At 68.6% G+C, this 24,188-nt stretch carries 17 protein-coding genes and 5 pseudogenes; 9 read left to right on the forward strand and 13 right to left on the reverse strand.

From position 1 onward, the window contains the following. Positions 1 to 12: 12 nt before the first annotated feature. A pseudogene (locus QQK48_RS10630) lies at positions 13 to 3,897 on the forward strand (DNA-directed RNA polymerase subunit beta'). A gap of 22 nt (positions 3,898 to 3,919) precedes the next feature. Here the strand turns inward: QQK48_RS10630 and QQK48_RS10635 are convergent. From QQK48_RS10635 to QQK48_RS10700, 13 genes are all read right to left on the reverse strand, one after another. Next, positions 3,920 to 4,531: a hypothetical protein gene (locus tag QQK48_RS10635; protein ID WP_284328436.1), complete on the reverse strand. Its 612-nt coding sequence runs from the start codon at positions 4,529 to 4,531 to the stop codon at positions 3,920 to 3,922. Between the two features lie 4 nt (positions 4,532 to 4,535). Further along, on the reverse strand, positions 4,536 to 5,807 hold the full coding sequence (eccCb, locus tag QQK48_RS10640; RefSeq protein ID WP_284328437.1) for a type VII secretion protein EccCb: 1,272 nt from the start codon (positions 5,805 to 5,807) through the stop codon (positions 4,536 to 4,538). 63 nt (positions 5,808 to 5,870) lie between these two features. Continuing rightward, complete coding sequence (locus QQK48_RS21785) at positions 5,871 to 6,869, reverse strand: FtsK/SpoIIIE domain-containing protein (protein WP_431308331.1); 999 nt, start codon at positions 6,867 to 6,869, stop codon at positions 5,871 to 5,873. Further along, positions 6,862 to 7,248 (reverse strand): hypothetical protein, encoded by a 387-nt coding sequence (locus QQK48_RS10655; protein WP_284328438.1) that lies wholly within the window; start codon positions 7,246 to 7,248, stop codon positions 6,862 to 6,864. Before QQK48_RS10655 ends, QQK48_RS21785 begins: the two co-directional genes overlap by 8 nt. Further along, a complete protein-coding gene (locus tag QQK48_RS10660; RefSeq protein ID WP_284328439.1) occupies positions 7,178 to 9,556 on the reverse strand; it encodes an RDD family protein in 2,379 nt (792 codons plus the stop codon). The genes QQK48_RS10655 and QQK48_RS10660 overlap by 71 nt, the downstream gene beginning before the upstream one ends. A gap of 93 nt (positions 9,557 to 9,649) precedes the next feature. Continuing rightward, a complete protein-coding gene (locus tag QQK48_RS10665) occupies positions 9,650 to 10,882 on the reverse strand; it encodes a hypothetical protein (RefSeq protein ID WP_284328440.1) in 1,233 nt (410 codons plus the stop codon). Between the two features lie 279 nt (positions 10,883 to 11,161). Continuing rightward, a complete protein-coding gene (locus QQK48_RS10670) occupies positions 11,162 to 11,893 on the reverse strand; it encodes a hypothetical protein (RefSeq protein WP_284328441.1) in 732 nt (243 codons plus the stop codon). Continuing rightward, on the reverse strand, positions 11,847 to 12,446 hold the full coding sequence (locus QQK48_RS10675) for a hypothetical protein (protein ID WP_284328442.1): 600 nt from the start codon (positions 12,444 to 12,446) through the stop codon (positions 11,847 to 11,849). The genes QQK48_RS10670 and QQK48_RS10675 overlap by 47 nt, the downstream gene beginning before the upstream one ends. A gap of 1 nt (position 12,447) precedes the next feature. Then, entirely contained in the window at positions 12,448 to 13,020 is a 573-nt protein-coding gene (locus tag QQK48_RS10680; RefSeq protein WP_284328443.1) for a hypothetical protein, read from the reverse strand. Between the two features lie 22 nt (positions 13,021 to 13,042). Continuing rightward, on the reverse strand, positions 13,043 to 14,017 hold the full coding sequence (locus tag QQK48_RS10685; protein WP_284328444.1) for a S8 family peptidase: 975 nt from the start codon (positions 14,015 to 14,017) through the stop codon (positions 13,043 to 13,045). Next, positions 14,014 to 14,487 carry a hypothetical protein gene (locus QQK48_RS10690; protein ID WP_284328445.1) on the reverse strand — a complete coding sequence of 158 codons (474 nt, stop codon included), beginning with the start codon at positions 14,485 to 14,487 and terminating at the stop codon, positions 14,014 to 14,016. The genes QQK48_RS10685 and QQK48_RS10690 overlap by 4 nt, the downstream gene beginning before the upstream one ends. Before the next feature lie 57 nt (positions 14,488 to 14,544). Then, on the reverse strand, positions 14,545 to 15,009 hold the full coding sequence (locus QQK48_RS10695) for a WXG100 family type VII secretion target (RefSeq protein ID WP_284328446.1): 465 nt from the start codon (positions 15,007 to 15,009) through the stop codon (positions 14,545 to 14,547). Next, on the reverse strand, positions 15,003 to 15,173 hold the full coding sequence (locus tag QQK48_RS10700) for a hypothetical protein (protein WP_284328447.1): 171 nt from the start codon (positions 15,171 to 15,173) through the stop codon (positions 15,003 to 15,005). The genes QQK48_RS10695 and QQK48_RS10700 overlap by 7 nt, the downstream gene beginning before the upstream one ends. Positions 15,174 to 15,448: 275 nt before the next feature. Here QQK48_RS10700 and QQK48_RS10705 point away from each other — a divergent pair, with 275 nt between their 5' ends. The 8 genes and pseudogenes from QQK48_RS10705 to tuf all read left to right on the forward strand — a co-directional run bounded on the left by QQK48_RS10705 (position 15,449) and on the right by tuf (position 24,004). Then, positions 15,449 to 16,165, forward strand: a complete 717-nt coding sequence (locus QQK48_RS10705; RefSeq protein ID WP_284328448.1) for an EsaB/YukD family protein — start codon at positions 15,449 to 15,451, stop codon at positions 16,163 to 16,165. Between the two features lie 132 nt (positions 16,166 to 16,297). Beyond that, positions 16,298 to 16,786: a hypothetical protein gene (locus QQK48_RS10710; RefSeq protein ID WP_284328449.1), complete on the forward strand. Its 489-nt coding sequence runs from the start codon at positions 16,298 to 16,300 to the stop codon at positions 16,784 to 16,786. Positions 16,787 to 16,908: 122 nt separating this feature from the next. Further along, positions 16,909 to 17,667 carry a type VII secretion protein EccB gene (locus QQK48_RS10715; protein WP_284328450.1) on the forward strand — a complete coding sequence of 253 codons (759 nt, stop codon included), beginning with the start codon at positions 16,909 to 16,911 and terminating at the stop codon, positions 17,665 to 17,667. Continuing rightward, the gene (locus QQK48_RS10720) at positions 17,612 to 19,681 is read left to right on the forward strand and encodes a S8 family serine peptidase (RefSeq protein WP_284328451.1); all 2,070 of its coding nucleotides are present in this window, start codon (positions 17,612 to 17,614) and stop codon (positions 19,679 to 19,681) included. Before QQK48_RS10715 ends, QQK48_RS10720 begins: the two co-directional genes overlap by 56 nt. Continuing rightward, positions 19,681 to 20,056 (forward strand): annotated as a pseudogene (gene rpsL, locus QQK48_RS10725) (30S ribosomal protein S12). The gene QQK48_RS10720 and the pseudogene rpsL overlap by 1 nt, the downstream one beginning before the upstream one ends. Further along, a pseudogene (gene rpsG, locus QQK48_RS10730) lies at positions 20,056 to 20,527 on the forward strand (30S ribosomal protein S7). The pseudogenes rpsL and rpsG overlap by 1 nt, the downstream one beginning before the upstream one ends. Positions 20,528 to 20,568: 41 nt before the next feature. Further along, positions 20,569 to 22,692, forward strand: a pseudogene (gene fusA / locus QQK48_RS19930) (elongation factor G). A 119-nt stretch (positions 22,693 to 22,811) separates the two neighbouring features. After that, positions 22,812 to 24,004, forward strand: a pseudogene (tuf, locus tag QQK48_RS10770) (elongation factor Tu). Positions 24,005 to 24,188: the final 184 nt, after the last annotated feature.

Consider the following 24,188-nt stretch of genomic DNA (forward strand, 5'->3'; position numbering starts at 1 on the left):
AGAGGAACCTGAATGTTCGATGTGAACGAATTCGGTGACCTGCGCATCGGCCTGGCGACCGCGGACGAGATCCGCAACTGGTCGCACGGCGAGGTGAAGAAGCCCGAGACGATCAACTACCGCACGCTCAAGCCCGAGAAGGACGGCCTGTTCTGCGAGAAGATCTTCGGCCCCACCCGTGACTGGGAGTGTGGCTGCGGCAAGTACAAGCGTGTCCGCTACCGCGGCATCGTCTGTGAGCGCTGTGGCGTCGAGGTGACCCGTTCGCGCGTGCGTCGCGAGCGTATGGGCCACATCGAGCCTCGCCGCTCCCGTGACCCACATCTGGTACTTCAAGGGCGTCCCGTCGCGACTGGGCTACCTGCTGGACCTCGCGCCGAAGGACCTCGAGAAGGTCATCTACTTCGCCGCGTACATGGTCACCGAGGTGGACGAGGAGGCGCGTCACCGCGACCTCCCCGAGCCTTCGCAACGAGATCGAGAACGAGAAGAAGTACCTCGCGAACCAGCGCGACGTGGACATCAACAACCGCGCCGAGAAGTTGGAGAAGGACCTCGCCGAGGCTCGAGGCCGAGGGTGCCAAGGCCGATGTGAAGCGCAAGGTCAAGGACGGCGCCGAGCGCGAGATGGCGAACCTGCGCAAGCGCGCGGACGCCGAGATCGAGCGCCTCGACGCGGTGTTCGACCGCTTCACGAGCCTCAAGGTCCAGGACCTCGAGGGCGACGAGCCTGCTCTACCGCGAGGCTCCAGCGCCGCTACGGCCCCTACTTCAAGGGCTCGATGGGTGCCGAGGCGATCAAGAAGCGTCTCGAGGACTTTGACCTCGAGGCCGAGGCCGAGCCTGCTGCGCGACATTATCGCCAACGGCAAGGGACAGCGGAAGACCCGTGCGCTCAAGCGCCTCAAGGTCGTCATGGCGTTCCTCACGACCTCGAACTCGCCCACCGGCATGGTGCTGGGTGCGGTCCCGGTCATCCCGCCGGACCTTCGCCCGATGGTGCAGCTGGATGGTGGCCGCTTCGCGACCTCCGACCTCAACGACCTGTACCGCCGCGTGATCAACCGCAACAACCGCCTCAAGCGACTGATGGACCTGGGTGCGCCCGACATCATCGTGAACAACGAGAAGCGCATGCTTCAGGAGGCCGTCGACGCGCTGTTCGACAACGGCCGTCGTGGTCGTCCCGTCACGGGACCCGGCAACCGTCCCCTCAAGTCCATCTCGGACATGCTCAAGGGCAAGCAGGGTCGTTTCCGTCAGAACCTGCTGGGCAAGCGCGTCGACTACTCGGGCCGTTCGGTCATCGTGGTCGGCCCCCAGAAGCCTGCACCAGTGCGGTCTGCCCAAGCAGATGGCGCTCGAGCCTGTTCAAGCCGTTCGTGATGAAGCGCCTCGTCGAGCCTCAACCACGCGCAGAACATCAAGTCTGCGAAGCGCATGGTGGAGCGTTCGCGTCCCGAGGTGTGGGACGTCCTCGAAGAGGTCATCACCGAGCACCCCGTGCTGCTGAACCGTGCGCCCACGCTGCACCGTCTCGGCATCCAGGCGTTCGAGCCCCAGGTCGAGGGCAAGGCCATCCACCTGCACCCGCTCGTCTGTGGCGCGTTCAACGCCGACTTCGACGGTGACCAGATGGCCGTGCACCTGCCGCTGTCGGCAGAGGCGCAGGCCGAGGCCCGCGTGCTGATGCTCTCAAGCAACAACATCCTGAAGCCGTCGGACGGCCGTCCGGTGACCATGCCCTCGCAGGACATGATCATCGGTCTGTACCACCTGTCGCTCCTCAAGGACGACGTCAAGGGCGAGGGCCTTGCCTTCACCTCGGCGTCCGAGGCACGCATGGCGTTCGACGCGGGCGAAATCGACCTCAACGCGCTCATCAAGCCTGCGCGTCGACGGCGACACCGTCCCGCCGGTGGACTTCGAGCCTGCCCGAGTCCTACGTCGAGGGCGAGCCCTTCGTGCTCGAGACGACGCTGGGTCGCGCGCTGTTCAACGAGACCCTGCCGGTGTCGTACCCCTACGTGAACCGCAACGTCGACAAGAAGGTGCTGGGCGACATCGTCAACACCCTCGCCGAGCGTTACCCCAAGGTCGAGGTTGCCGAGTCGCTGGACGCCCTCAAGGCTGCTGGCTTCCACTGGGCCACCCGCTCGGGCGTCACGATCGGTATCGGCGACGTGGCGATGCCCGCGCAGAAGCAGGAGATCCTGGAGCGCTACGAGGCCCTGGCCGAGAAGGTCCAGGTTCAGTACGAGACCGGTCTGATCACCGACGACGAGCGCCGTCAGGAGGCTCATCGAGATCTGGACCCAGGCCACTAACGAGGTCGACCGCGCGATGCGTGAGTCGTTCCCCAAGCACAACACCGTCCACACCATGGTCGGTTCCGGTGCGCGTGGTAACTGGATGCAGGTCCGTCAGATCGCCGGTATGCGTGGCCTGGTGGCAAACCCCAAGGGTGAGATCATCCCGCGTCCGATCAAGTCGAACTACCGCGAGGGCCTGTCCGTCCTCGAGTACTTCATCGCGACCCACGGTGCCCGTAAGGGTCTGGCCGACACCGCGCTGCGTACCGCCGACTCGGGTTACCTGACCCGTCGTCTGGTGGACGTCTCGCAGGACGTCATCGTGCGCGAAGAGGACTGTGGCACCGAGCGTGGCCTGACGATGCCCATCGTCGAGACCACCGCCGCAGGTGAGACCGTCAAGCACGAGCGCGTGGAGACCTCGGTCTTCGCTCGCACGCTCGCGACGGCCGTGACCGCCGAGGACGGCACCGTCCTCGGAGAGCCCGGCCAGGACATCGGCGACGTGCTGATCGACAACCTGATCGAGCACGGCATCGCCGAGGTCAAGGTCCGCTCCGTGCTCACCTGTGAGTCCGCTGTCGGTACCTGCGCCAAGTGCTACGGCCGTTCGCTCGCCACGCGTGAGCCTCGTCGACATCGGCGAGGCCGTCGGTATCGTCGCCGCTCAGTCGATCGGTGAGCCCGGTACCCAGGCGACGATGCGTACGTTCCACACCGGTGGTGTGGCGTCCGCAGACGACATCACGCAGGGTCTGCCGCGTGTCCAGGAGCTCTTCGAGGCCCGTACCCCCAAGGGTGAGGCCCCGATCTCCGAGGCCGCCGGAACCCTGAAGGTCGACGACTCGGAGGCCACGCGCCGCCTGGTCATCACCCCCGACAACGGCGACGAGCCGTTCGAGTACCCCGTGACCAAGCGTGCGCGTCTCCTGGTTCAGGACGGCGAGCACGTCGAGGTGGGCCAGCAGCCTGGTCGCTGGTGCCGTGGACCCGAAGAGCGTCCTGCGCATCCTCGGCCCGCGTGCCACGCAGAAGCACCTGGTCGACGAGGTTCAGAACGTCTACCGCTCGCAGGGTGTGGAGATCCACGACAAGCACATCGAGGTCATCGTGCGCCAGATGCTGCGCCGCGTGACTGTGCTTGACTCGGGCGACACCTCGCTGCTGCCCGGTGAGCTCGCGGAGCGTTCGCGCTTCGAGAACGCCAACCGTGAGACCGTGACGAAGGGCGGCAAGCCGGCATCGGCCCGCCCCGAGCCTCATGGGTATCACCAAGGCGTCGCTCGCGACCGAGTCGTGGCTGTCGGCCGCGTCGTTCCAGGAGACGACTCGCGTCCTCACCGAGGCCGCGATGTCCGGCAAGTCGGACCCGCTGCTCGGTCTGAAGGAGAACGTCATCCTCGGAAAGCTCATCCCCGCCGGTACTGGTCTGCACCAGTACCGCACGGCGACGGTGGAGCCCACCGAGGAGGCCAAGGCCAACCTCTTCCCGTCCTTCGGGTACGAGGAGTGGGACGGCCAGTTCTTCTCCGAGGGCACCGGCGAGGCTGTGCCGCTGGAGGAGTTCGACCTCCCGCGCGACTAAGCGCTTCTCTCACGAGGCCCGGTCACCCTTCGGGGTGGCCGGGCCTTCGTGCGTCATGAGCCGCACCGCGCCTGCCTCGGTACGCAGGCGGAAGGCCCAGGCTCGCGTCGGTTTGCGGACGTCTCGCCGATGCCGTGACTGGCCCGGGCGAGGCGTGCGCCACCGGGCACGGACGCGCTGGGAGGCATGGACGCGCCAGCAGGCGCGTGCGGGTGTGCAGACGCCAGACCGCTGGGGAACGCCCCCCGACCGTGAAGGTGGGGCCTAGAAGCGCGACGGCTGGAATGCCAGGCTGGGCCGTGAACACACCCCTGTCGCGGGACACGACCTGTGCCCGGCCCGCGGGGGCCTGCTGCGGACGCACCTTGCCGATCACGGGCCCCTCATCGGGGTTCCCACTGAGCACCATGCCGGTGGCGCCGATGTCCGTGAGCCGCTGGATGATGGGGTCGTAGGCGGCGCGGCCTGCACCGCCGGCACGCCTCGTGAGGATCAGGTGAAGGCCCAGGTCCGCAGCCTGGGGCAACAGCGCCGCGAGCGGTGCCAGCGGATTGCCCTGTGACGTGGCTACGAGGTCGTAATCGTCGACGAGGATGAAGCCTTCTGCGCCGGTCCACCATGAACGCGACCGCAACTGCTCAGGGGTGACGTCCTTGCCGGGAACGCGCGTCTGGAAGAACTGGACCAGGCTCCTGGACGCCGCTCGTGGCCTCCTCGTGCGAGCCGAGCGAGGCCCCGAGGTGTGCCTCGGGCAGGTCGCCCAGCAGCGAACGGCGATAGTCGATCACGAAGATCTTCGCCTGCTGCGGCGTGTACAGGCGCGCGATCTCGTGGGCGATGCCGCGCAGGAACGACGTCTTGCCCGAGTCCGAGTCGCCGTACAGATATAGGGCAGGCTCCGCAAGCGGGTTGAATCCGAACGGCGCGAGCGCCTGTTCGTCGACGCCCAGCAGAATCTCGCGGGTGTGCTGCGGTGCGATCTCGCGCACGCGCTGCAGCGTGATCTGTTGAGGCAGCAGACGCAACTTCGGGCCCGCGGGACCCTGGTAGGCCTCGGTGATGCGCGCAATCATGCTGTCGATGCCATCGGCCAGCGAGGCCGCCGCGGACATACCGTCGATGCGAGGCAGCGCCGTGAGCATCTGCAGCTTTGCGGGGCTGAGGCCGCGGCCAGCCGCTCCGGCGGTGACGTTGATCGCCGCCTTGCGGTCGATCTCGGAGTCAGAGGGGTCTCCCAGCCTCAGTTCGAGCCGGGTGCCGATGAGGTCCTTCACGTTGGTGCGGATCTCCAGCCAACGCGACGCGGTGACCACCAGGTGGACGCCGAAGGTGAGGCCACGCGCGGCGATCGCCTGCACCATCGGCTCGAGCGTCTCGAACTCGCTGCGTAGGGTTCCCCAGCCGTCGATCACCAGAAAGATGTCACCGTAGCCGTCGTCGACCGTGCCTGCGGCGCGGCGCTGACGGTAGGTCTCGATGGAGTCGATTCCGTGATCGCGGAAGTAGCGCTCTCGGGTATTGATGAGCGACAGCACCTCGGAGACGGTGCGGCGCACCACGTCCGGCTCGGAGCGTGTCGCGAGGCCCGCCAGGTGCGGCAGGGCGCGCATGCCAGCAAACGAGCCGCCGCCGAAGTCGAGCACGTAGAACTGGACTTCCCGGGGCGTGTGGGTCAGGGACAACGCGGCCACGGTGGTGCGGAGGAGCGTCGACTTGCCCGCGAGGGGACCGCCCACCACGGCCATGTGGCCGGCGGCGCCGCCCAGCGAGATGGTGAGGCTTTCGCGGCGCTGCTCGAGGGGGACGTCGACGATGCCGAGGGGTACCGTCAGCGCGCCGCGGCCGCGCCAGCCGGGGGAGATGAGGCCCAAGGCGGGGTCGACGGCGAGGTCCGGCATGAGCCTGGTCAAGCGTCGCCGGAGTCTCGAGCGGCGGGAGCCACACCTGGTGAGCCTGGGGCCCTGCAGTACTCATCATGTCGATCGCCAGATCGAACGTGGAACGCTTGTCGTCCGGCGTCGTCTCGAGGCTCGGTGACCGCGGGCTGGTCGGGGGAGACGTCTGTCTGCCGCACCGCCACTGCGGCGGCGGTGAACAGGCTCGACCACGGCATCGGCCCTGCCTGCGCCGCTGACGCCCTCGCGCGCCTTCGCCCGGCGCTGGGGCGGCCCCGACACGTAGGCGGCCCGGAACTGGGTCATGGTCTCGGTGTCGGACTTGAGGATTCCCACGCCCGGCTGTTGCGGCAACGTGTACGCATCGGGGACGCCCAGGATGGTGCGGGACTCCGCGGCGGAGAAGGTGCGCAGGCCGATGCGGTACGACAGGAACGTGTCCAGGCCACGCAGGCTTGCCTTCCTCAAGTCGCTGTGAGGCGAGGAGTAGGTGCACCTCGAGGGAACGGCCCACGCGGCCGATGTTGATGAAGGCTCTCGATGAACTCGGGCTTGGCGGCCAGCAGTTCGGAGAACTCGTCGGCCACGATCATGAGCGCGGGCAACGGTTCGAGTTCGGCACGGCCGCCCAGGCGCGCCTTCTCGTACTCGCGGACGTTGACGAAGTTGCCGGCCCGTCGCAGGAGTTCCTGGCGGCGGGTCACCTCGCCCTGCAGGGCGTCCTGGAAGCGGTCGACGAGCGCGAGTTCGGCTCCGAGGTTCGTGATCACCGCGCTGACGTGCGGCATGCCGGACATGCCTGCGAACGTTGCTCCACCCTTGAAGTCCACGAGGACAAAGTTCAGCCTGCTCGGGAGAGTGGGTCAGCGCGAGCGCGAGCACGAGCGTGCGCAGCACCTCGGACTTGCCCGAGCCCGTGGCGCCAATCATGACGCCGTGCGGCCCCATGCCTTGCTGAGCGGCCTCCTTGAGGTCCACGATGATGGGGGCGCCGTCGGTGGTCTGACCGATCGGCACGCGCAGGCGGTCGCGAGCGGGCCGGCTGCGCCACACGTGCGAGAAGTCGATGTCACGCACGTCGGGCAGTCCCAGCAGGTCGACAAGGCTCCTGCTGCTCGGCCGATGCGGTGGTGCCGGGCTCCACGTCCGCCGTCACCGGAATGTGTAGCGGCAGCAGGCGACGCGCCGTGGCCTCCGCCTCGGCCTGCGACATCGTGTCCGCTTCGACTGCGACGGGGGCGTGGGCGTGGCTGAGGATTTCCGCGGTGTCCGAGCCATCGGGCGCGAAAGCGATGCGGGTGGTCGCGGCCGACTCGAGGTCGCCCCAACGCGCGGGCATGTCGATGACGGTGACACCCTGGATGCCATCGGCAGTGACGATGGGGTCAGTGGGCGAGGCAACGACGCCGTCGGTGACGACGATGACGTGTGGAAGGCGCGGTTCGCCCGGTCCCAAGCGCGGGCGTTCGAGGACCTCCGGGGGAAGCATGGAGGCGAGGACGTCGAGGCGAGAACCGATCATGCGTGCCGCTCCGGCGCCGTCCCGTGCGGTCCGAGAGTGGGTGTGCGGAAGCCACTTGGCCCACTCCCAGTGGTGCAATGAACCCGCATCCGCCGCGATCACAATCTGGACGGCATCGGAGCCGTGCAGCGTGGCGATGGAGGCGACCATTGCCCGCACCAGCGCGCGGACGCGCTCCTCCTCGCCGGTGACCTCGACGCGGGCCAGGCCGCCGAGCGCCAGCGCGTAGGGGAGGTGGTGCTGGACCTCGTGGGTCAGCATGAAACGGTGGGCGGCCGATGCCGCGACAGGGTCGAGCCTGCGCAAGGGACGGCAGCTCGGGGGCCTCGAGTGAGACGCACAGGGGCTGGTCGTTACGCCCCACGCGCACCACGAGGAAGTCGTCGTCGCCGGGGGATCGCTCCCACGCGCGGGTGCGCTCCTCGGCGAGGTAAGGCAGCGCGGAGGGGGCCGGATTGGCCCAGTTGGCGGCCCGGCGCTGCTGCTTCGCGGCCACCCGCACGGTGGCCCGGAGGTCGGTGAGGTAGGCGAGGTACTCGCGTCGAGACGTGCGGACCTGGGCGTTGCGCTGGGAGCGCTGGCGCCAACCGTTGACGGCCACGAATCCCAGCGACGACAGGAGGAACATGCCTCCCGTGAGCAGGCCCGTCAACCCCTGGTTCGTCGCGGTCACCATGACGATGGCGCCCACAGACCCCAGCATCGGCAGCATCGACATGAGGATGCCGGAGCCCTCGGCGGGCGCGATCTCCGGAGGCGCTTGGACGGGGATGCGTCCCGTGGGGACGCGGGGAGGGGCGAGGCGCGGGCCGGTCATGATGCTCCCTCCTGGCGGGGCGGGGTGTCGAGCAGGACGCTCACGGTGAAGGCACGGTTGCCGATGCGCAGCCGGACGCCGTCGGGGACAAGAGTGCGTTTCCCGATGCCCAGAGGGACGATGCCGTCCTCGTCCAGGAGCCTCGGTGCCGTTGGTGGAGCCGAGGTCGGTGACCCACGTGGCACCGTCATCGTGCTCGAGGCGCGCGTGGGTCTTGGAGACCGTGCGGTCGGGGTCGTCGACCGCCACCAGGGTGTCGCCCGTCGCGTGGGGATCGGGCTGACGGCCGAGGTTGACGTGGGCGGGCAGCGTGATGGTCTCCCGCTGGCCGGTGTCGAAGACGAGGAGGAGCGCGCCCTCATGCTGCGGCGCGGCCGCCAGCGGCGCTGCCTGCGCGGCCGTGGGGGCGATGGGTGCGGACTGCGGCTCGTTGGCCTGCTGTGCGCTCGCGACTGCCGGGGCCGGAGTCGTTGCGGTGACAGGCGCGGTGCTGGAGACTGCCGCTCCGGTCGCCGGGGCCGTCGGCGCGGTTTCCGCCACCGGCGCGGCAGGCGCGACCGGCGCGGGAGCCGGGGTCGGTGCCACCGGTGCGGCCGGTGCCACTGGTGAGGGCGATGCGCCGGGCTCGACCCGCGCGGCCGGTGCTGGAGCCGGGGCCGCATGCGGGGACTGACGCGTGGCGACGGGCTCCTGCCGTGGCGGGACAGGCGCGGCGGCGTGAGCATCGGCGGCCTGAGCGACGGTGGTGGAAGCCTGCACGGGAGCCGAGCGTGCCGCCTCGTCGGGAACAACGCGAAGCGGCGCCGACTGCGTCACCACGCGCTCGGGAACACGGGACGCCACCGCGCCCGTGGTGCTCGCGGGCGATACACCTGCGCCCGGTGCGGTGGTGCGCACCGGCGGTCGCACGGTGACGGTGCCGCTGGCCCTGGCAGCCAGGCTGCGGGAGCGTCCTGAGGGATCCCACAGCCCCGAGGCGGCAATGACCCATGCGCCCACGACGGCCGCGAGGAAGCCGGCGCCGGTGATGACCAGGCGAATCAGCGAGCGGCCGGCGCCGGGGGAGTAGGCCGCATCGGACCTGCTGGTACGCAGGCCGAGCGCGGCGTTGCCAGCGGTGAGACCCGTGCGTGCCTCGAGGACCCACAGGGCCACGATCATCTCGACGGCGGCGAGCGCGCCGAGCGCGGCGCTCGACGTGAGTAGCGTGACGGCGGCGGACACGACGGCGACGGCAACCACATCGACGGTGAAGGCTGCCACCTGCCTGCCCACGCTCGCTGGGTTGCCCGCGATGGCGGAGCCCTTGGTGGTGCGAGGTCGCTGATGCGGCGCCGGAACCTGCGGCAGCGCGGCACCCGGCTGTACAGCGGGGGCAACCGTCTGAGCGGGCGGAAGCACCGACGGGATTTGGCGCGCGTTCACGGGGACTCCGCACCACAGGCAGGCAACGGCACTGGCCTGGACGGGCTCGCCGCAGGCTCCAGCAGGTGGTCGCCACCGCGGGTTCAGTCGCACTCATCCGGACACCATCGCTCGCACGAACTCGAGGGTACCGGCGGCCAGGAACCCGGCGGGAAGGGCGAGCACGACGCTGGCGGACTCGACCAGGTCGCCGAGGCGCGACCAACCCAGGGCGGCGCGACGCGCGGCGACGGGCGCAATCAGCATCGCGGCCACGGTGCCGATCACCAGGCCGGCCACCGCCAGCCCGAGCCGGGACGGCTCGGCCGTGTCGAGTGCCACTTGGGCGAGGACCACCACGACGATGGCGGCGGCGCTGAGCCTCGGCGTCCAGCGCAGCACCGGTCGCGAGGTCCTGCGCGGCCACAAGGTCAGCCCCATCACGGTGGCGACCAGCAGCACCATCGCCCCGATGCGCGGGATGAGTGAGTCGGAGCGGGTCAGGGGCGCCACGAAGGGGGCACAGGCGGCGGCCATCACGCTCAGCGTCACGATGCCGGCGTGCAGCCGCGCCTGCGCGGCATCCACATACGTGCGCACGGTGGGCATGGAGACGGCGCCTGGGTCGTCGGGGATGGCGCCGCGCACACTCCAGCGGTTGCCAAGAAAGTGGCGGTACTCGATGGCGTACCCCTCGGGCACGCGGAGCAGGAGTGCCGGTACGAGCCTGAGGCCGGGGGCGACAAGCCCCATGGTGATCGCCGCGGCGGACGCCACGGGCGCATTCACCATGAGCGTGATGCCCCAGACTGCCGCCACCACCAGCAGAGTGATCGCGAGCGCGCTCGCAGTCGCCCGTGCGCGTGGGTCGCGGGTCAGTGCGGCCGCCGTGGCGGCGACGAGAGCCGCGGCCACAAGGCCGGCAGTCACGGCCATGTGGGCACCGCGGAAAACCACGGGCGTGCCGACGGCGGCAGCGGCGAAGGCGAGGGTGAGAGGGGCGCCGATGGCAAGGTCAGGCAAGCGTCGGGGGAGCGGGTACGCCCACGCGCCGATCGACACGAGCGCACCGAGCGCTAGCACGCCTGCCGCTGCGGCCCTCGCCGTCGGGGTCGCGATCGAGCCGCCCTGCGCCAAGGCCAGGACGGCACTGGCAAGGAGAACTGCACCGATGGCCACCAGCAGAACCCATGGCCCTCCGTGGTCGGCGCGGCCCTGGGGTGCCACGGCATCGGACGGCTCGGAGCCGGTCGTGACGGCGTCGAACCCTACCCAGGTGAGGAGGGCGCCGTCGGGAAGGTCCGCGAGCGGCGTTGCCGCGTCGACGACGACGCCGGTCTCGGTCACGAGCGCATGCTGAGAGTGATCAACCCGGATCCCTACCGTGGCCAGTGCGTCCCCAATCGAGTGGTCGATGGGGGCGGCCACATCCGTCCTACCCTCGTGGCCGAGGAGCACGAAGCGGTGACGTTCAACGTCGGCGGTGGCGCTCATCGGGCGAGCCCCGGCCACGGCATACGTGAGCCGCTCGTCGCCTATCCCCCACCGTCTCCGGTCCCTTCTCTCACCCGGCGTGCGGACGCACCGCCGTTAGCGGGCACCCTAGCGCGGGTGTCCGCGTGTTCGTCAGTCCTGAAAGCGCTCACCTGCGCGCGCGGACTGAGACTGAGGGGTGAACTCGTCGTCGTCATCCAGCGTCGGAGCGACATGACCTGCAAGGCCGGGTGCCGTCTTCTTGCGGTCCTTGCCGCCGCCGGAGCCGCCCATGCCCGCACCGGCACCGGCACCGGCACCGCGGCCGCCAGCGGCGCCGCGCGCGCCAGACCCGCTGCCGCGTCCGGCGGCTCCACCCTGGCCCGTGCCTGCGCCCACGCCTGCGCCACCGGGAGCTCCGGAGGCGGACGTGCTGAGGCCACGTGCGAGTCCCCGGGCTCCCGAGGCCCCCGTGTTGCCGACGGCGCCGGCAGTCCGGCCGGCTCCCGCGAGTCCACCTGCCGGCGAGGCGCCGGTGGCACCGGCGCCGAGGAGGCCGCCGCTCGTCATACCACCGGGCGAGGTACCGTTGATGGCTGCCCGTGCGGCGCGGCCCGCAAGACCGATGCCCGCGAGCCCCGCCACCGAGCCGGTGGCGAGGGCGCCGACGCCAAGACCGGTGCCGGGAGCGGAGCCCGCGCTGCCGGAGTCGACGTCTGGCGAGCCGTACGTCCAGTCCTCGGGATCGTAGTCGGGGCCGTCCACTCCGGGCGTCGACGTCTGCCAGTCGCCGGGCACGGTGGTGCCGTCGGGCCACTCGCCGGGACCGGGGGTGTCGTCAGGGACGTAGCCGTCCGGATGGGTGCCGTCCGGAACGGTCGTCACCAAGTCCTCGGGGTTGGGCTCGACACCAGTGTCGATCCACTCTTGGAGGTGGTGACCGCCGTCCGACGGAGGGTTGCCCACGTACGGGCCGGGAACCGCGGTCACCGGCGGCACGGCGTAGGGACCCGAGCCGCCAGGAGTCCAGCCGTCCGACGTCGTGTCGTCCTTGCCGTGCTCCTTGGACCCGTCGTCGAGGTTGACGTCGAAATCGGCGCCGAGCCACCCGCGAGCGGTGCCGAGATCGGCCGTGGGCTTCACCAGGCTCGGACTGCAGCGTCTCGAGCGCCTGGCGAGCCTTCTCCTCGCGGTTGTTACCCAGCCATCCTTCGAAGATGCCTACGGCCTTGTCGGCGACATAGGCGTAGCCATCGATGATGACGTTGACCTCGCCAGCCGCCTGCGCGACATCCACGGCGGTGTGAATCCATGAGGGGACCGTGGCATCGGGAAGTTCCCCACCGCCGTGCGCGCGGTCGCGCGCGTCATTCGCAGTGGTGACCGCGGCGCGAACGTCGGCGAGTGCGTCCTTGAACTTGCCGTAGGTGGTCGCCATCTCACTGAAGCGCGCGGCGGCGCTGCGCGCGGCCTCGCCCGACCACTTCGCGGGGTCGACCTGTCCGAGGTCGTTGAGGGCCCGCTCGAGAGCACCGAGCGAGGTCTCCAGGTTCTTGAGCCTCGGGCGCATCCCAATCGGGCGCGCTCAAGATGGCGTTGAGGGCGTCTTCGTTACTCCCATGGGGTCCTCCTGAGCGACGGGTACGGGTCATGGTGATGATGACGGTCACGACTACGGCGGCCACGACCAGGACGGCGATGATGACGGGCAACATCCAGGACGGGGTGCCCGAGGCCTCGGATTCCGGCTCCGCGTTCGCGGAAGAATCCGCGGAAGTCTCCGCTGGGGCTGGCGCGGGCGTGCTGGCGGCGTCACTCGCGGAGGGTTGGGCGGCGGGGACTGTGGGCGTGTACCAGGGCAGTGGCCGCTGTCCCTCCGAGTAGACCGTGGGATCCGGCAGGCCCGGCCAGATATCGCTGACCCACGGCATCACGTCGGCAAAGTCCGCGACGAACGGATTGACATCCGGGTACGCCGTGGGGTCGGAGTCGAGGAGGCTCTGCGGCACCACGGTGCCGTATCCGAACTCGTCGTCATACGCGAGGTCGTGGGCCTCGAAGCCGGTGTTGCGGATGAGTGCCTGTTGGAGCCTGGTTCGGCGTCGCAGACGGAAAGGCCTGCATGGCGAGGGCGAGGGTCGCGGAGACGAAGGGTGTCGCCTCCGACGTGCCGTCCGCAAGTCCGTGTTGCTCCCAGTCTCCATCGATGCCCTGGTGGAGGATGTCCACGCCGGGCGCGACCACGTCAAGGAACTCGTCGTGGTGGGGCGCGGTGCCATCCCGGTCGCCCAGCGTGACGGACACGACTCCGTTCATGTCCGATGGCGAGGCGCCGCCGAACTGGACCCCGAAGTCGGAGTTCGGGACGGCCGCGACGAGGATGACTCCCTCGCGGACCGCCCGCGCCACGGCGTTGTTGAGCCCGAGGCTGCTCGAGATTCCCATGGACATCGAGATGATGTCGGCGCCGGCGTCGATGGCTGCCTCGATGCTGAGTGACGCCGCGCCTTCGTGGCCGTTCGTGTCGTCCGGATTGCGCGCCTCGGAGCCTGGGCACTCGTCCGCGATGTCGTCGGGCGGGTTGTCGAAGTCGAAGGGGTAGGTCAGCACGGTCGCGTCGGGTGCGATGCCCTTGACGCCCTGCTGGCCGTCGTACCCCTCGCCCGTACCCACCAGGAGTGACACGATTTGCGTGCCGTGCTGGGCCACGTCGTAGTCCGTGGACGTGCTCGCGATGCGCGGCTCACCATCGTCCAGGAGACAGGGACTCGTCTGGGGCTGTATGTCCGCCCCCGCGAGCGTCGGCACCTCGAGATTGATAGGGGAATCGATCACCGCGATGGTGACGCCTTCGCCCGTGATGCCGGAGTCGTGGATGGCGCCGATGTTCGCGAGGTCGTAGTACCACAGGCCCTCGTCCGCGATGTCGGCGACCGCAGGCACGGAACCCGCCCACGCCACGACCCCCGTGGCCGCAAGCGTCCCACACACGCGCCAAATAGGCTTCACGCGTTGTCCTCGCCGGAGCCCCAGGCATTGCCGCCTGTGGACTCGCTCCCGGTGGTGTCGACGGCGCTCCCCGGGTCTGCCGCGGAGCCCGCACCGATGGAGGTCGATGCGACGCGGGTGCTGCCGCCGTCGCTCGCGGCGCCGGTGTACTCATCCGACGAGTCAAGGAAGGACTCGAGTCGAGCCGCCGTTTGGGCCACGGCGGCGTCCTCGGCCACGAGGTCGTCGAGGGCCGCGCGGACCGTCGAGTCCATATCGGCCAACTGCTGCATCACCTTTTTTGCCGCCGTGGCAGCGGTTGCTGCGACATTTCCCAGCCCTTGGCGGAAGGGGCGAGTCACGGAGACGGCGGTGCCCTCGGTGCGTGCGATGGTGCTTGGCTCGGGGAACTCGTCAAGATGCTTGATCAGGCGCGCCAACTCGTCGTGAACATCGGAGATACGGGCGAAGATCTGCTGGGGCACGACCACGAGCCGGTCCTTTCACGTGGTCCGGCCGGCCCCCGCTCGGGGGCCGGCCGGGAACGTTCAAATGCTGAAGCGCTTGGCAGCCTGGTTGTCGGTCGAGACGTAGGAGTTCGAGATCTCGTCCGTCTTGTTCGCGATCTGGGCCAGCAACTGCTGGAGGTCGCTGATCGACTTGTTCCACTGGCGCTCGGCCTCGTCATACGAGGCCTGCGCCTGGCCGTTCCAGGACGCCTTCAGGGTGGCAACCTTCTTGTCGAGCCTCGTCGAGGCTCGGTGCGGATACCGGTCGCTCCAGTGCGAATGGACCCCGCCAGTTCGGTGACCTGCTCGGGGCGGACACTCATCGATTCCATCATGGGTTCGCTTCCTTACGATCCGGACATCATCGAGCCGAGGCCCGAGATCGTCTGCTGGTACTGGGCCTCGGACTCCGCCTGGTCCTTCTCGGTGCCCGAGAGGGCCTCCTCGAGAGTGACGAGCACGTTGTTGAGCCTTCTTGGACTCCTGGTCCCACCGGGTCAGCAACTGGGTGAAGGACGTCGCCGCCGCACCCGTCCAGTAGCCGCGCAGGCTGCTCGATCTCGTTGCGCACGTTGGTGAGCCTGCGTGTCGATGTTGCCCTTGGCGGTGTTCACTGCCACCGCGCCCTGGCGAAGCGCACCTTCTTCAGCGGAAATGTGCTGAGCCATGCCTGAACCTCCTTCAGGTCTGTCGTGGGACGGGACCAGCCGGAAGGCCTGCCGGGCGGCAATCAGCGCACTCGCCCCCAGCGCGCCGACCTTCGGACTGTAGCGTGTCTCGTTCTCAGACTCCACAGGAAAGCCGCATATCGCCTGGGTACGGGCCGACGTCCGCGCGGACGAGCCGTGACCATGTGCACCTGAGAGGCGGGCGGTTACACTCCGGTGAGTCCGACACGGCTGGGCGACCCGCCGTGAGTCCACCGCTCCCGGGGAGGAGTCACGTGAGCCAGCCCGTAGCCGCGCCGATGTCATTGGTGCGTGTCAGCATCGTGAGCGAGGACCGACGCCTTGATGTCGGAATCCCGAGCTCGGTTCCGCTGGTGGAGGTGATCCCGGGGTTTGCCAGGAGTCTTGGCATTCTCGACCCGACGCTGGTGCATGGGGGGTACGCCCTTCGACGTGCTGACGGCGGCGAACTCGATGCGAGTCTCAGCGCGACGGCGCAGGGTGTGCACGATGGCGACGTCCTGACCCTTGCCCGCGGCGGGCTCTTGGCCGAGCCACGGGTGTACGACGATGTGACCGAGGCGGTCCTCGATGCCACGGCGGATCAGCACCGGCCGTGGTCGGCCCTCGACAGTTCGCGCACGGCACTCACCGTGAGCCTGACGTTCCTCGCCGTCTGCGCCGTCCTCATCTTCATGCTCGGCCCCGCCGTCGCCCTGGCGCCCGTCCTTGCGGGCGGTGGTGCGGTGGTGCTGCTGGTCGCGTCCGCGGTCCTGGCGCGACTGGGGCAGCCGGAGAGTGGACATGCGTTTGGTCTCGCAGCCGTCGTCTATGCCTCCCTCGGGGGCTTCTCGCGACCGACGCGTCCGACCGGTGGGGCTGGCCGCTCGCGCTCGCGGGTGGTGCGGCTGTGCTCGCCGGGGCGGTCGCGCTGCTGGCGAACCCTGCGCGTCGGGAGATTCACCTCACGGGCATCGTCGGCGGCGTCGTGATCGCCGTCCCCGCATGCGTGACCGGCGTGAATCCCGATGCTGCGGTGCCGGCCTATGCCCTCACCGTTGCCGTCGCCGCCGCGTTGGGCAACCTGCTGCCGTGGCTCGCGTTCAGGCTCGACCCGCATCAAGGTGGTCTCTCCTCAGAGCGACCACGAGATCTTTGCGGAGCCCGCACCCATCGATGCCGATCAGGTCAGGGCACGTGCCGTCGCGGGAGCCCGCGTGCTGGTGGCATTGCGCCTTGGCATCGGCGCTGCGGTCATGGTCGCCACCCCCGTCGTCGCGGCCAGCGGGGTGGCGGGGGCACTGCTCGCCACGCTCGCGTTCCTGGGCATGATGTTCCAGTCCCGGCAGTCGTATGCCCGCTCCGCCGTCGCAGCCGTCATGAGCGTGGGCGCGGTGGGACTGGTGGTGACGGCGTTGACCGTCGCCGTGTCCCAGGCACAGCGCCAGGGTGCGCTTCTCGTGGTGCTGCTGGCGGCCACCGTGATCCTGGTGACGGTGACGCTGATTAACCCCCGGGCCCGCATCGGCCTGGCGCGCGCCGCCGACACGGTCGAGGTCGTGATTCTTGCGCTCCTCCTCCCGCTCGGGGTCCTCGCGGCGGGCTGGGCCTAGCCCATGGCGACCAAGAAAGACCTGATTGACGCGCAGACCTATAGCCGCCGGCGGCTGCTCGCGGCGTTCACGTCCGGCGCGCCGGGGGCAAAGAGGTCGAGCCCACTTCGCCGCTGAAGGCAGTGATCGGCGGCGTCGTCCTCGCGGCAATGGTCATCCTCGCGGGCGTCTTCTACGGGCTGATCAAGCCCGGTCTGCCCGCAGGCTGGGAGTCCAACAGCGTGCTCCTGGTCAAGGATTCGGGCGCGAGGTACGTCGCGAAGGAGGGCACGCTGTACCCGGTGCTCAACGCGACGAGCGCTCGGCTCGTTATCCCGGCCGACGAGTACGAGGTACTGGCGACAGACGCCGCGGCACTCGCGGAGGCCCCGCTTGGGCCGAGCATCGGCATCGTGGGAGCACCCGACGACGTGCCAGACGCCGATGCGTTGGTGGCCACGGGGTGGACCGCGTGCGTCTCACCAGGCGCCACGGACGTGAGCCTTCCTGGCGCTTCCGGTGTTTCCGCGACCTCGGGTGCCGCCGTCGCCACGAGTGACGGGCACACCTTCGTGGTCTTCGGCAGCACGCGGTACGCCGTTCCGGATGCCGATGCCGACGCGGTGCTGCGTGCCAGCGGCCTTGCTGACGTTGCTGCGCTTGAGGTCGACTCGCGGTGGCTCAATCTTTTTGACGAGGGCACGCCGCTGGCGCCCATTGACGTCAAGGGGGCCGGGCGTGCGGTGGGCGACAGCGGACTTGCGGTGGGAGCCGTGGTGCGGGCCGAGGGCACCACGAGTCGCTTCATGGTCACGGCCGATGGCGAACTTGCGCCGATGAGCGATCTTGCCTTCCAGGCTCTACATGCTGGGCACGGGGGCATCGCTCGGCGGCGAGCGTGAGGTCTCGGCGGCAGACACCGCGGCGATGCCCAATGCGGCGCAGCCTGCCGGAGGGGCCGACTGGCCCGACGCGGTCATGCAGGGGATTCCCGCGGATGCGGCTCCGTGCGCCAGCCTGGCGCATGGCGAAGGCGGCGATGCCGTGACGACGCTGACCGTGGGCGAACCGAACGATGTGGTGGGCGGAGTCCATGTCGCCACTCGCGGTGGTGCCTTGGTGCTGGCGGGCGGACGCGGTGCCGATGCTCCGGCGCAGTATGTGTTGGTCGACGAGTCCGGCACGGCATACGCGATGCCGGGTGCGGACGCCGCGGTGTTGGCGCGTCTGGGGTACGCCGAAGACGATGCCTCTCGCGTGCCCGATGTCTGGCTGCAGTTCTTCGCGGCCGGGCCCGCTCTCACTGTGGAGGCCGCAGGCGCGACTCCGCAGGGTGACGCCGCTCTCGGTGCGGAGACGTCGCCGTCATCAAGCGCCGAGCCGTCACTCGCGGTCGATGCGGCAGGAGGCACGTGCGAGCGCGGCGACGTGCAGTACTCCTCGGAGACGCCACCGGCGCTGACGATGCTGCAAAGCGACGGAGCATGGGAGAAGTCGACGGGGCAGGGCACCGTGGTCGCGGTGGTGGATTCCGGCATCGACACCGGCAATGCGCACTTGACGGATGCGGTGATCGGCGGGGTCAACCTCGTAGGCGACGGCGCCGACTGGAAGACCGACGCCGAGGGGCACGGCACAGCCATCGCGGGCCTCATCGCTGGGCGAAACGTCGAGGGGTCCGGGGTCGTGGGCCTCGCTCCCGAGGCCGACCTGCTCTCGGTGCGCGTCTTCCGCGCGACGGATGACCGGACCGTCGAGGAGGGCTTCGGTCCTGACACCCAGATTCTTGCCGAGGGCATCCGCTGGTCCGTCGACAACGGCGCGGACGTGGTGAGCGTGTCCCTGAGTGACGATGAGGACGTGCCAGCGTTGCGCGAGGCCGTGGCCTATGCGGTCGAGCACGACGTGCTCGTAGTCGCCAGCGCGGGTAACCGCACCACCGCGACAGTGAAGACCGACGGGCCCCGCTACCCGGCCGCTTACGAAGGTGTCGTGGCGGTCGCGGCGGCCGACCGCGACGGCTACGTGACGGAGGACTCGATCCATGGGCCTCACGTCGACATTGCCGCCCCAGGGCAGGACGTTCTGAGCGCGGCGGCCGAGGCGGGCGACTGCATCTTCTCCGAGGGTGAGGCGTCCTCGAGCCTACTCGACGGGCTACGCGGCAGCCGCGGCGGCACTCGTCACCTCGGCGTACCCCGACGACAGTCCCGACGAGGTGACCTACCGCCTCGTGGCGAGCGCCCTGCGGACCGACGCGGACCATCGGGACGATGTGAGCGGCTGGGGCCTCGTACAGCCGCTCGACGCGCTCTCGCTGGTGCCAGGCACCGAAGTCCGGGGTCCGGCGAATCCGTTCACCGGCACCGCCGCGGTCGCTGTCGATCCCGGCAGCGTCGCGTTGGCGCCGGAGGCGGCCGCGGACCCGTTCGCGCGCACCCTCACCCTGATGGCCGGCGGTGTGCTCGTGGGCACGCTCGCGCTTGCAGGGGTTGGCGCCGTCGTGGTGGCCAGACGCAGGGCCGATGCCCCTGCGTCGCCTTCCGAGCCGCGCGTCGGCATGCTCGACGACGCACGCGACGACGCGACCAGGATGTTGCGCTGAGAGCATCGCCTGCGGTGCGTGGAGACAGGCGCCGCGATCTGGCGGGGCCTAGCCATGCTTGCCAGACGCATGAGAACATGGTCCGCGAGCAGCGTCTTACCAGGCTCGCGGCCGCCATCCGTGGCGGCTCGCCAGGGTCGCGGCGCTCTGCTTTGACGGAGCCGCGCCCGCCGGGTATTGTTGATATTCGTGCCCGCGACGTCGGGCCCCTATGCGTGCCCTCCAGGGCAGGCCAAAAAGAAGGTGCGACACGCCCGGGCGCGGGGGTCGGACCACCACGAGTTTCGTCCACCGATCAAACGGAGAAGTAGTGCCTACGATTCAGCAAACTGGTTCGAAAGGGCCGGCACCCCAAGGCCAGCAAGACCAAGACGCCGGCCCTGAAGTCCAGCCCCCAGCGTCGTGGTGTGTGCACTCGCGTGTACACCACCACCCCCAAGAAGCCGAACTCGGCACTGCGCAAGGTTGCACGTGTGCGCCTGTCCAGCGGCATCGAGGTCACCGCGTACATCCCCGGTGAGGGCCACAACCTCCAGGAGCACTCGATCGTGCTCGTCCGCGGTGGTCGTGTGAAGGACCTCCCCGGCGTTCGCTACAAGATCGTCCGCGGCTCGCTCGACACCCAGGGTGTCAAGGGCCGTCAGCAGGCTCGTAGCCGTTATGGCGCGAAGAGGGAGAAGAAGTAATGCCTCGCAAGGGACCGGCCCCTAAGCGGCCCATCATCAACGACCCCGTCTACGGCGCTCCGATCGTCACGCAGGCTCATCAACAAGGTGCTGCTCGACGGCAAGAAGTCGACCGCCGAGGCGATCGTCTACGGCGCCCTCGAGGGTGTCGCCGAGAAGTCCGGCCAGGACGCCGTGACCGTGCTCAAGCGTGCGCTCGACAACATCCGTCCCGCCCTTGAGGTCCGCAGCCGCCGTGTCGGTGGCGCGACCTACCAGGTGCCGGTCGACGTGCGTCCGACCCGCTCGACCACGCTCGCGCTGCGCTGGCTCACCGACTTCTCGCGCGCTCGTCGCGAGAAGACGATGACCGAGCGTCTCATGAACGAGATCCTCGACGCCTCGAACGGCCTCGGCGCCGCTGTCAAGCGTCGCGAGGACATGCACAAGATGGCCGAGTCGAACAAGGCGTTCGCGCACTACCGCTGGTAGTCGCTGCCCTGTTCTGACGGACAACCCAAGGAGAACCACTCGTGGCACAGGACGTGCTCACGGACCTCACCAAGGTCCGCAACATCGGCATCATGGCGCACATCGACGCCGGCAAGACCACCACCACCGAGCGCATCCTGTTCTACACGGGTGTGAACCACAAGATCGGTGAGACCCACGAAGGTGCGTCGACGACTGACTGGATGGAGCAGGAGCAGGAGCGCGGCATCACCATCACCTCCGCCGCGGTGACCTGCTTCTGGGACAAGCACCAGATCAACATCATCGACACCCCTGGTCACGTGGACTTCACGGTTGAGGTGGAGCGCTCGCTGCGCGTCCTCGACGGCGCTGTCGCGGTCTTCGACGCGAAGGAGGGCGTGGAGCCCCAGTCGGAGAACGTCTGGCGTCAGGCGGACAAGTACGACGTCCCCCGCATCTGCTTCGTCAACAAGATGGACAAGCCTGGGCGCGGACTTCTACTTCACCATCGACACGATCGTGAAGCGTCTGGGCGCCAAGCCGCTCGTCATCCAGCCTGCCCATCGGCTCGGAGAACGACTTCGTCGGCATCGTCGACCTCGTCGAGATGAACGCCAAGGTGTGGCCCGGCGACGCCAAGGGCGACGTGACCATGGGTGCGACCTACGAGACCACCGAGATCCCCGCGGACCTCAAGGACAAGGCCGAGCAGTACCGTGCCGAGGCTCCTCGAGACCGTCGCGGAGTCGGACGAGGCTCTCCTGGAGAAGTACCTGGGTGGCGAGGACCTCACCACCGCAGAGATCAAGGCCGCCATCCGCAAGATGACGGTTGCCTCGGAGCCTGTACCCGGTCCTGTGTGGCTCGGCGTACAAGAACCGTGGTGTGCAGCCCATGCTCGACGCGGTCATCGACTACCTGCCCGGTCCGGCCGACGTGCCCGCCATCAAGGGTGTCGACGCCAAGGACGAGTCCATTGAGATCGAGCGCCACGCGGACGCGAACGAGCCCTTCGCGGCGCTCGCGTTCAAGGTCGTGTCGCACCCGTTCTTCGGTCGCCTCACGTATGTGCGCGTCTACTCCGGTCACCTCGAGACCGGTGCCCAGGTCATCAACTCGACCAAGGGCAAGAAGGAGCGCATCGGCAAGGCTCTTCCAGATGCACGCCAACAAGGAGAACCCTGTTGACAGCATCTCGGCCGGGCACATCTACGCCGTGATCGGCCTCAAGGACACCACCACGGGTGACACCCTGTGCAACCCGGACCACCAGGTTGTCCTCGAGTCGATGACCTTCCCCGAGCCCGTGATCGATGTGGCCATCGAGCCCAAGACCAAGGGTGACCAGGAGAAGCTGTCGACGGCTATCCAGAAGGCTCGCCGAGGAGGACCCGACCTTCCGCGTCCGCCTCGACGAGGAAACCGGCCAGACCGTCATCGGCGGTATGGGCGAGCCTGCACCTCGACATCCTCGTGGACCGCATGCGTCGCGAGTTCAAGGTTGACGCCAACGTGGGTAAGCCCCAGGTGGCGTACCGCGAGACCATTCGCAAGACGGTCGAGAAGTACGACTACACGCACAAGAAGCAGACCGGTGGTTCCGGCCAGTTCGCGAAGGTGCAGATCCGTCTCGAGCCTCTTGAGGCCGACGCCGAGGTCCTGTACGAGTTCGAGAACGCCGTGACCGGTGGCCGCGTGCCGCGTGAGTACATCCCGTCCGTTGACGCCGGTATCCAGTCCGCGATGGAGCCTGGGTATCCAGGCCGGTTACCCGGTCGTGGGCGTCAAGGCCACGCTGCTTGATGGCGCCTACCACGACGTCGACTCCTCGGAGATGGCGTTCAAGATCGCCGGCTCGATGGCCTTCAAGGAGGCTGCACGCCTCGCGAAGCCCGTCCTGCTCGAGCCGATGTTTGCCGTTGAGGTCCGTACTCCGGAGGAGTACATGGGTGACGTCATCGGTGACATCAACTCGCGTCGCGGTCAGATCCGCCAGATGTCGGACGCTTCCGGCGTCAAGGTGGTCGACGCGCTCGTGCCGCTGTCGGAGATGTTCGGCTACGTCGGCGACCTGCGGTCGAAGACGTCCGGTCGCGCCGTCTACTCGATGGTGTTCGACAGCCTACGCGGAGGTCCCGAAGGCTGTGGCCGACGAGATCATCGCGAAGACCCGGGGCGAGTAACCCCACCGGTTGAAAATCAGGAACAATAACGACCAGTAGGGATGGCCCCCCGGATGGCTTCGAGCCACATCAGGGATTAGCATCTTTACCCAAGTCTCACTAATCAGGAGGAATACCTCATGGCTAAGGCCAAGTTCGAGCGGACCAAGGACCACGTCAACATCGGCACCATTGGTCACGTTGACCACGGTAAGACGACGCTGACCGCCGCGATCTCGAAGGTGCTGCACGACAAGTACCCCGACCTCAACCCCTTCACGCCGTTCGAGGACATCGACAAGGCTCCTGAGGAGCGCGAGCGCGGTATCACGATCAACATCGCGCACATCGAGTACGAGACCGCCAAGCGTCACTACGCCCACGTGGACGCCCCCGGTCACGCTGACTACATCAAGAACATGATCACCGGTGCCGCCCAGATGGACGGCGCGATCCTCGTGGTTGCCGCGACCGACGGTCCGATGGCGCAGACCCGCGAGCACGTGCTCCTCGCCAAGCAGGTGGGTGTTCCTTACCTCCTCGTGGCGCTGAACAAGTCCGACATGGTCGACGACGAGGAGATCCTCGAGCTCGTCGAGGTCGAGGTCCGTGACCTCCTGTCCTCGCAGGGCTTCGACGGTGACAACGCTCCCGTCATCCAGGTCTCGGCGCTGAAGGCCCTTGAGGGCGAGCCCGAGTGGGTTGCCAAGGTTGAGGCGCTCATGGACGCGGTGGACGAGAACGTCCCCACCCCCGAGCGTGACATGGACAAGCCCTTCCTGATGCCGATCGAGGACGTCTTCACGATCACCGGTCGTGGCACCGTCGTCACCGGTAAGGTCGAGCGCGGCAAGGCTCGCGATCAACTCGGAGGTCGAGATCCTCGGCATCCGCGACCCGCAGAAGACCACCGTCACCGGTATCGAGATGTTCCACAAGCAGATGGACGAGGCCTGGGCCGGCGAGAACTGCGGTCTGCTGCTTCGTGGCACCAAGCGCGAGGACGTCGAGCGCGGCCAGGTTGTGGTCCAGCCCGGCACCACCACGCCGCACACCTCGTTCGAGGGTCGCTGCTACATCCTGAACAAGGACGAGGGTGGCCGCCACAACCCGTTCTACACGAACTACCGCCCGCAGTTCTACATCCGTACCACCGATGTGACCGGCGTCATCTCGCTGCCCGAGGGCACCGAGATGGTGATGCCCGGTGACACCACCGACATGACGGTTGAGGCTCATCCAGCCCATCGCGCTGGAAGAGGGCCAGGGCTTCGCGATCCGTGAGGGTGGCCGCACCGTCGGCTCCGGCACGGTGACCAAGATCCTGAAGTAAGTAGTTTCCTACTTCGCGTGAGCGGGGTTCGGCTTCGGCCGGGCCCCCGCTTTCGTCTGCATGGGCCGGCCGATGCCGCGCCGCCCAGGTCATTACCACGCTAGACTCGACGGTCGCGGGATCGGCGACCGCCGTGTTGCAACGGCCGTACGAATCTGGCACAATATTCAGGTTGCCTATTGCG

This window comes from Demequina litorisediminis (assembly GCF_030161615.1).
GTDB lineage: Bacteria > Actinomycetota > Actinomycetes > Actinomycetales > Demequinaceae > Demequina > Demequina litorisediminis.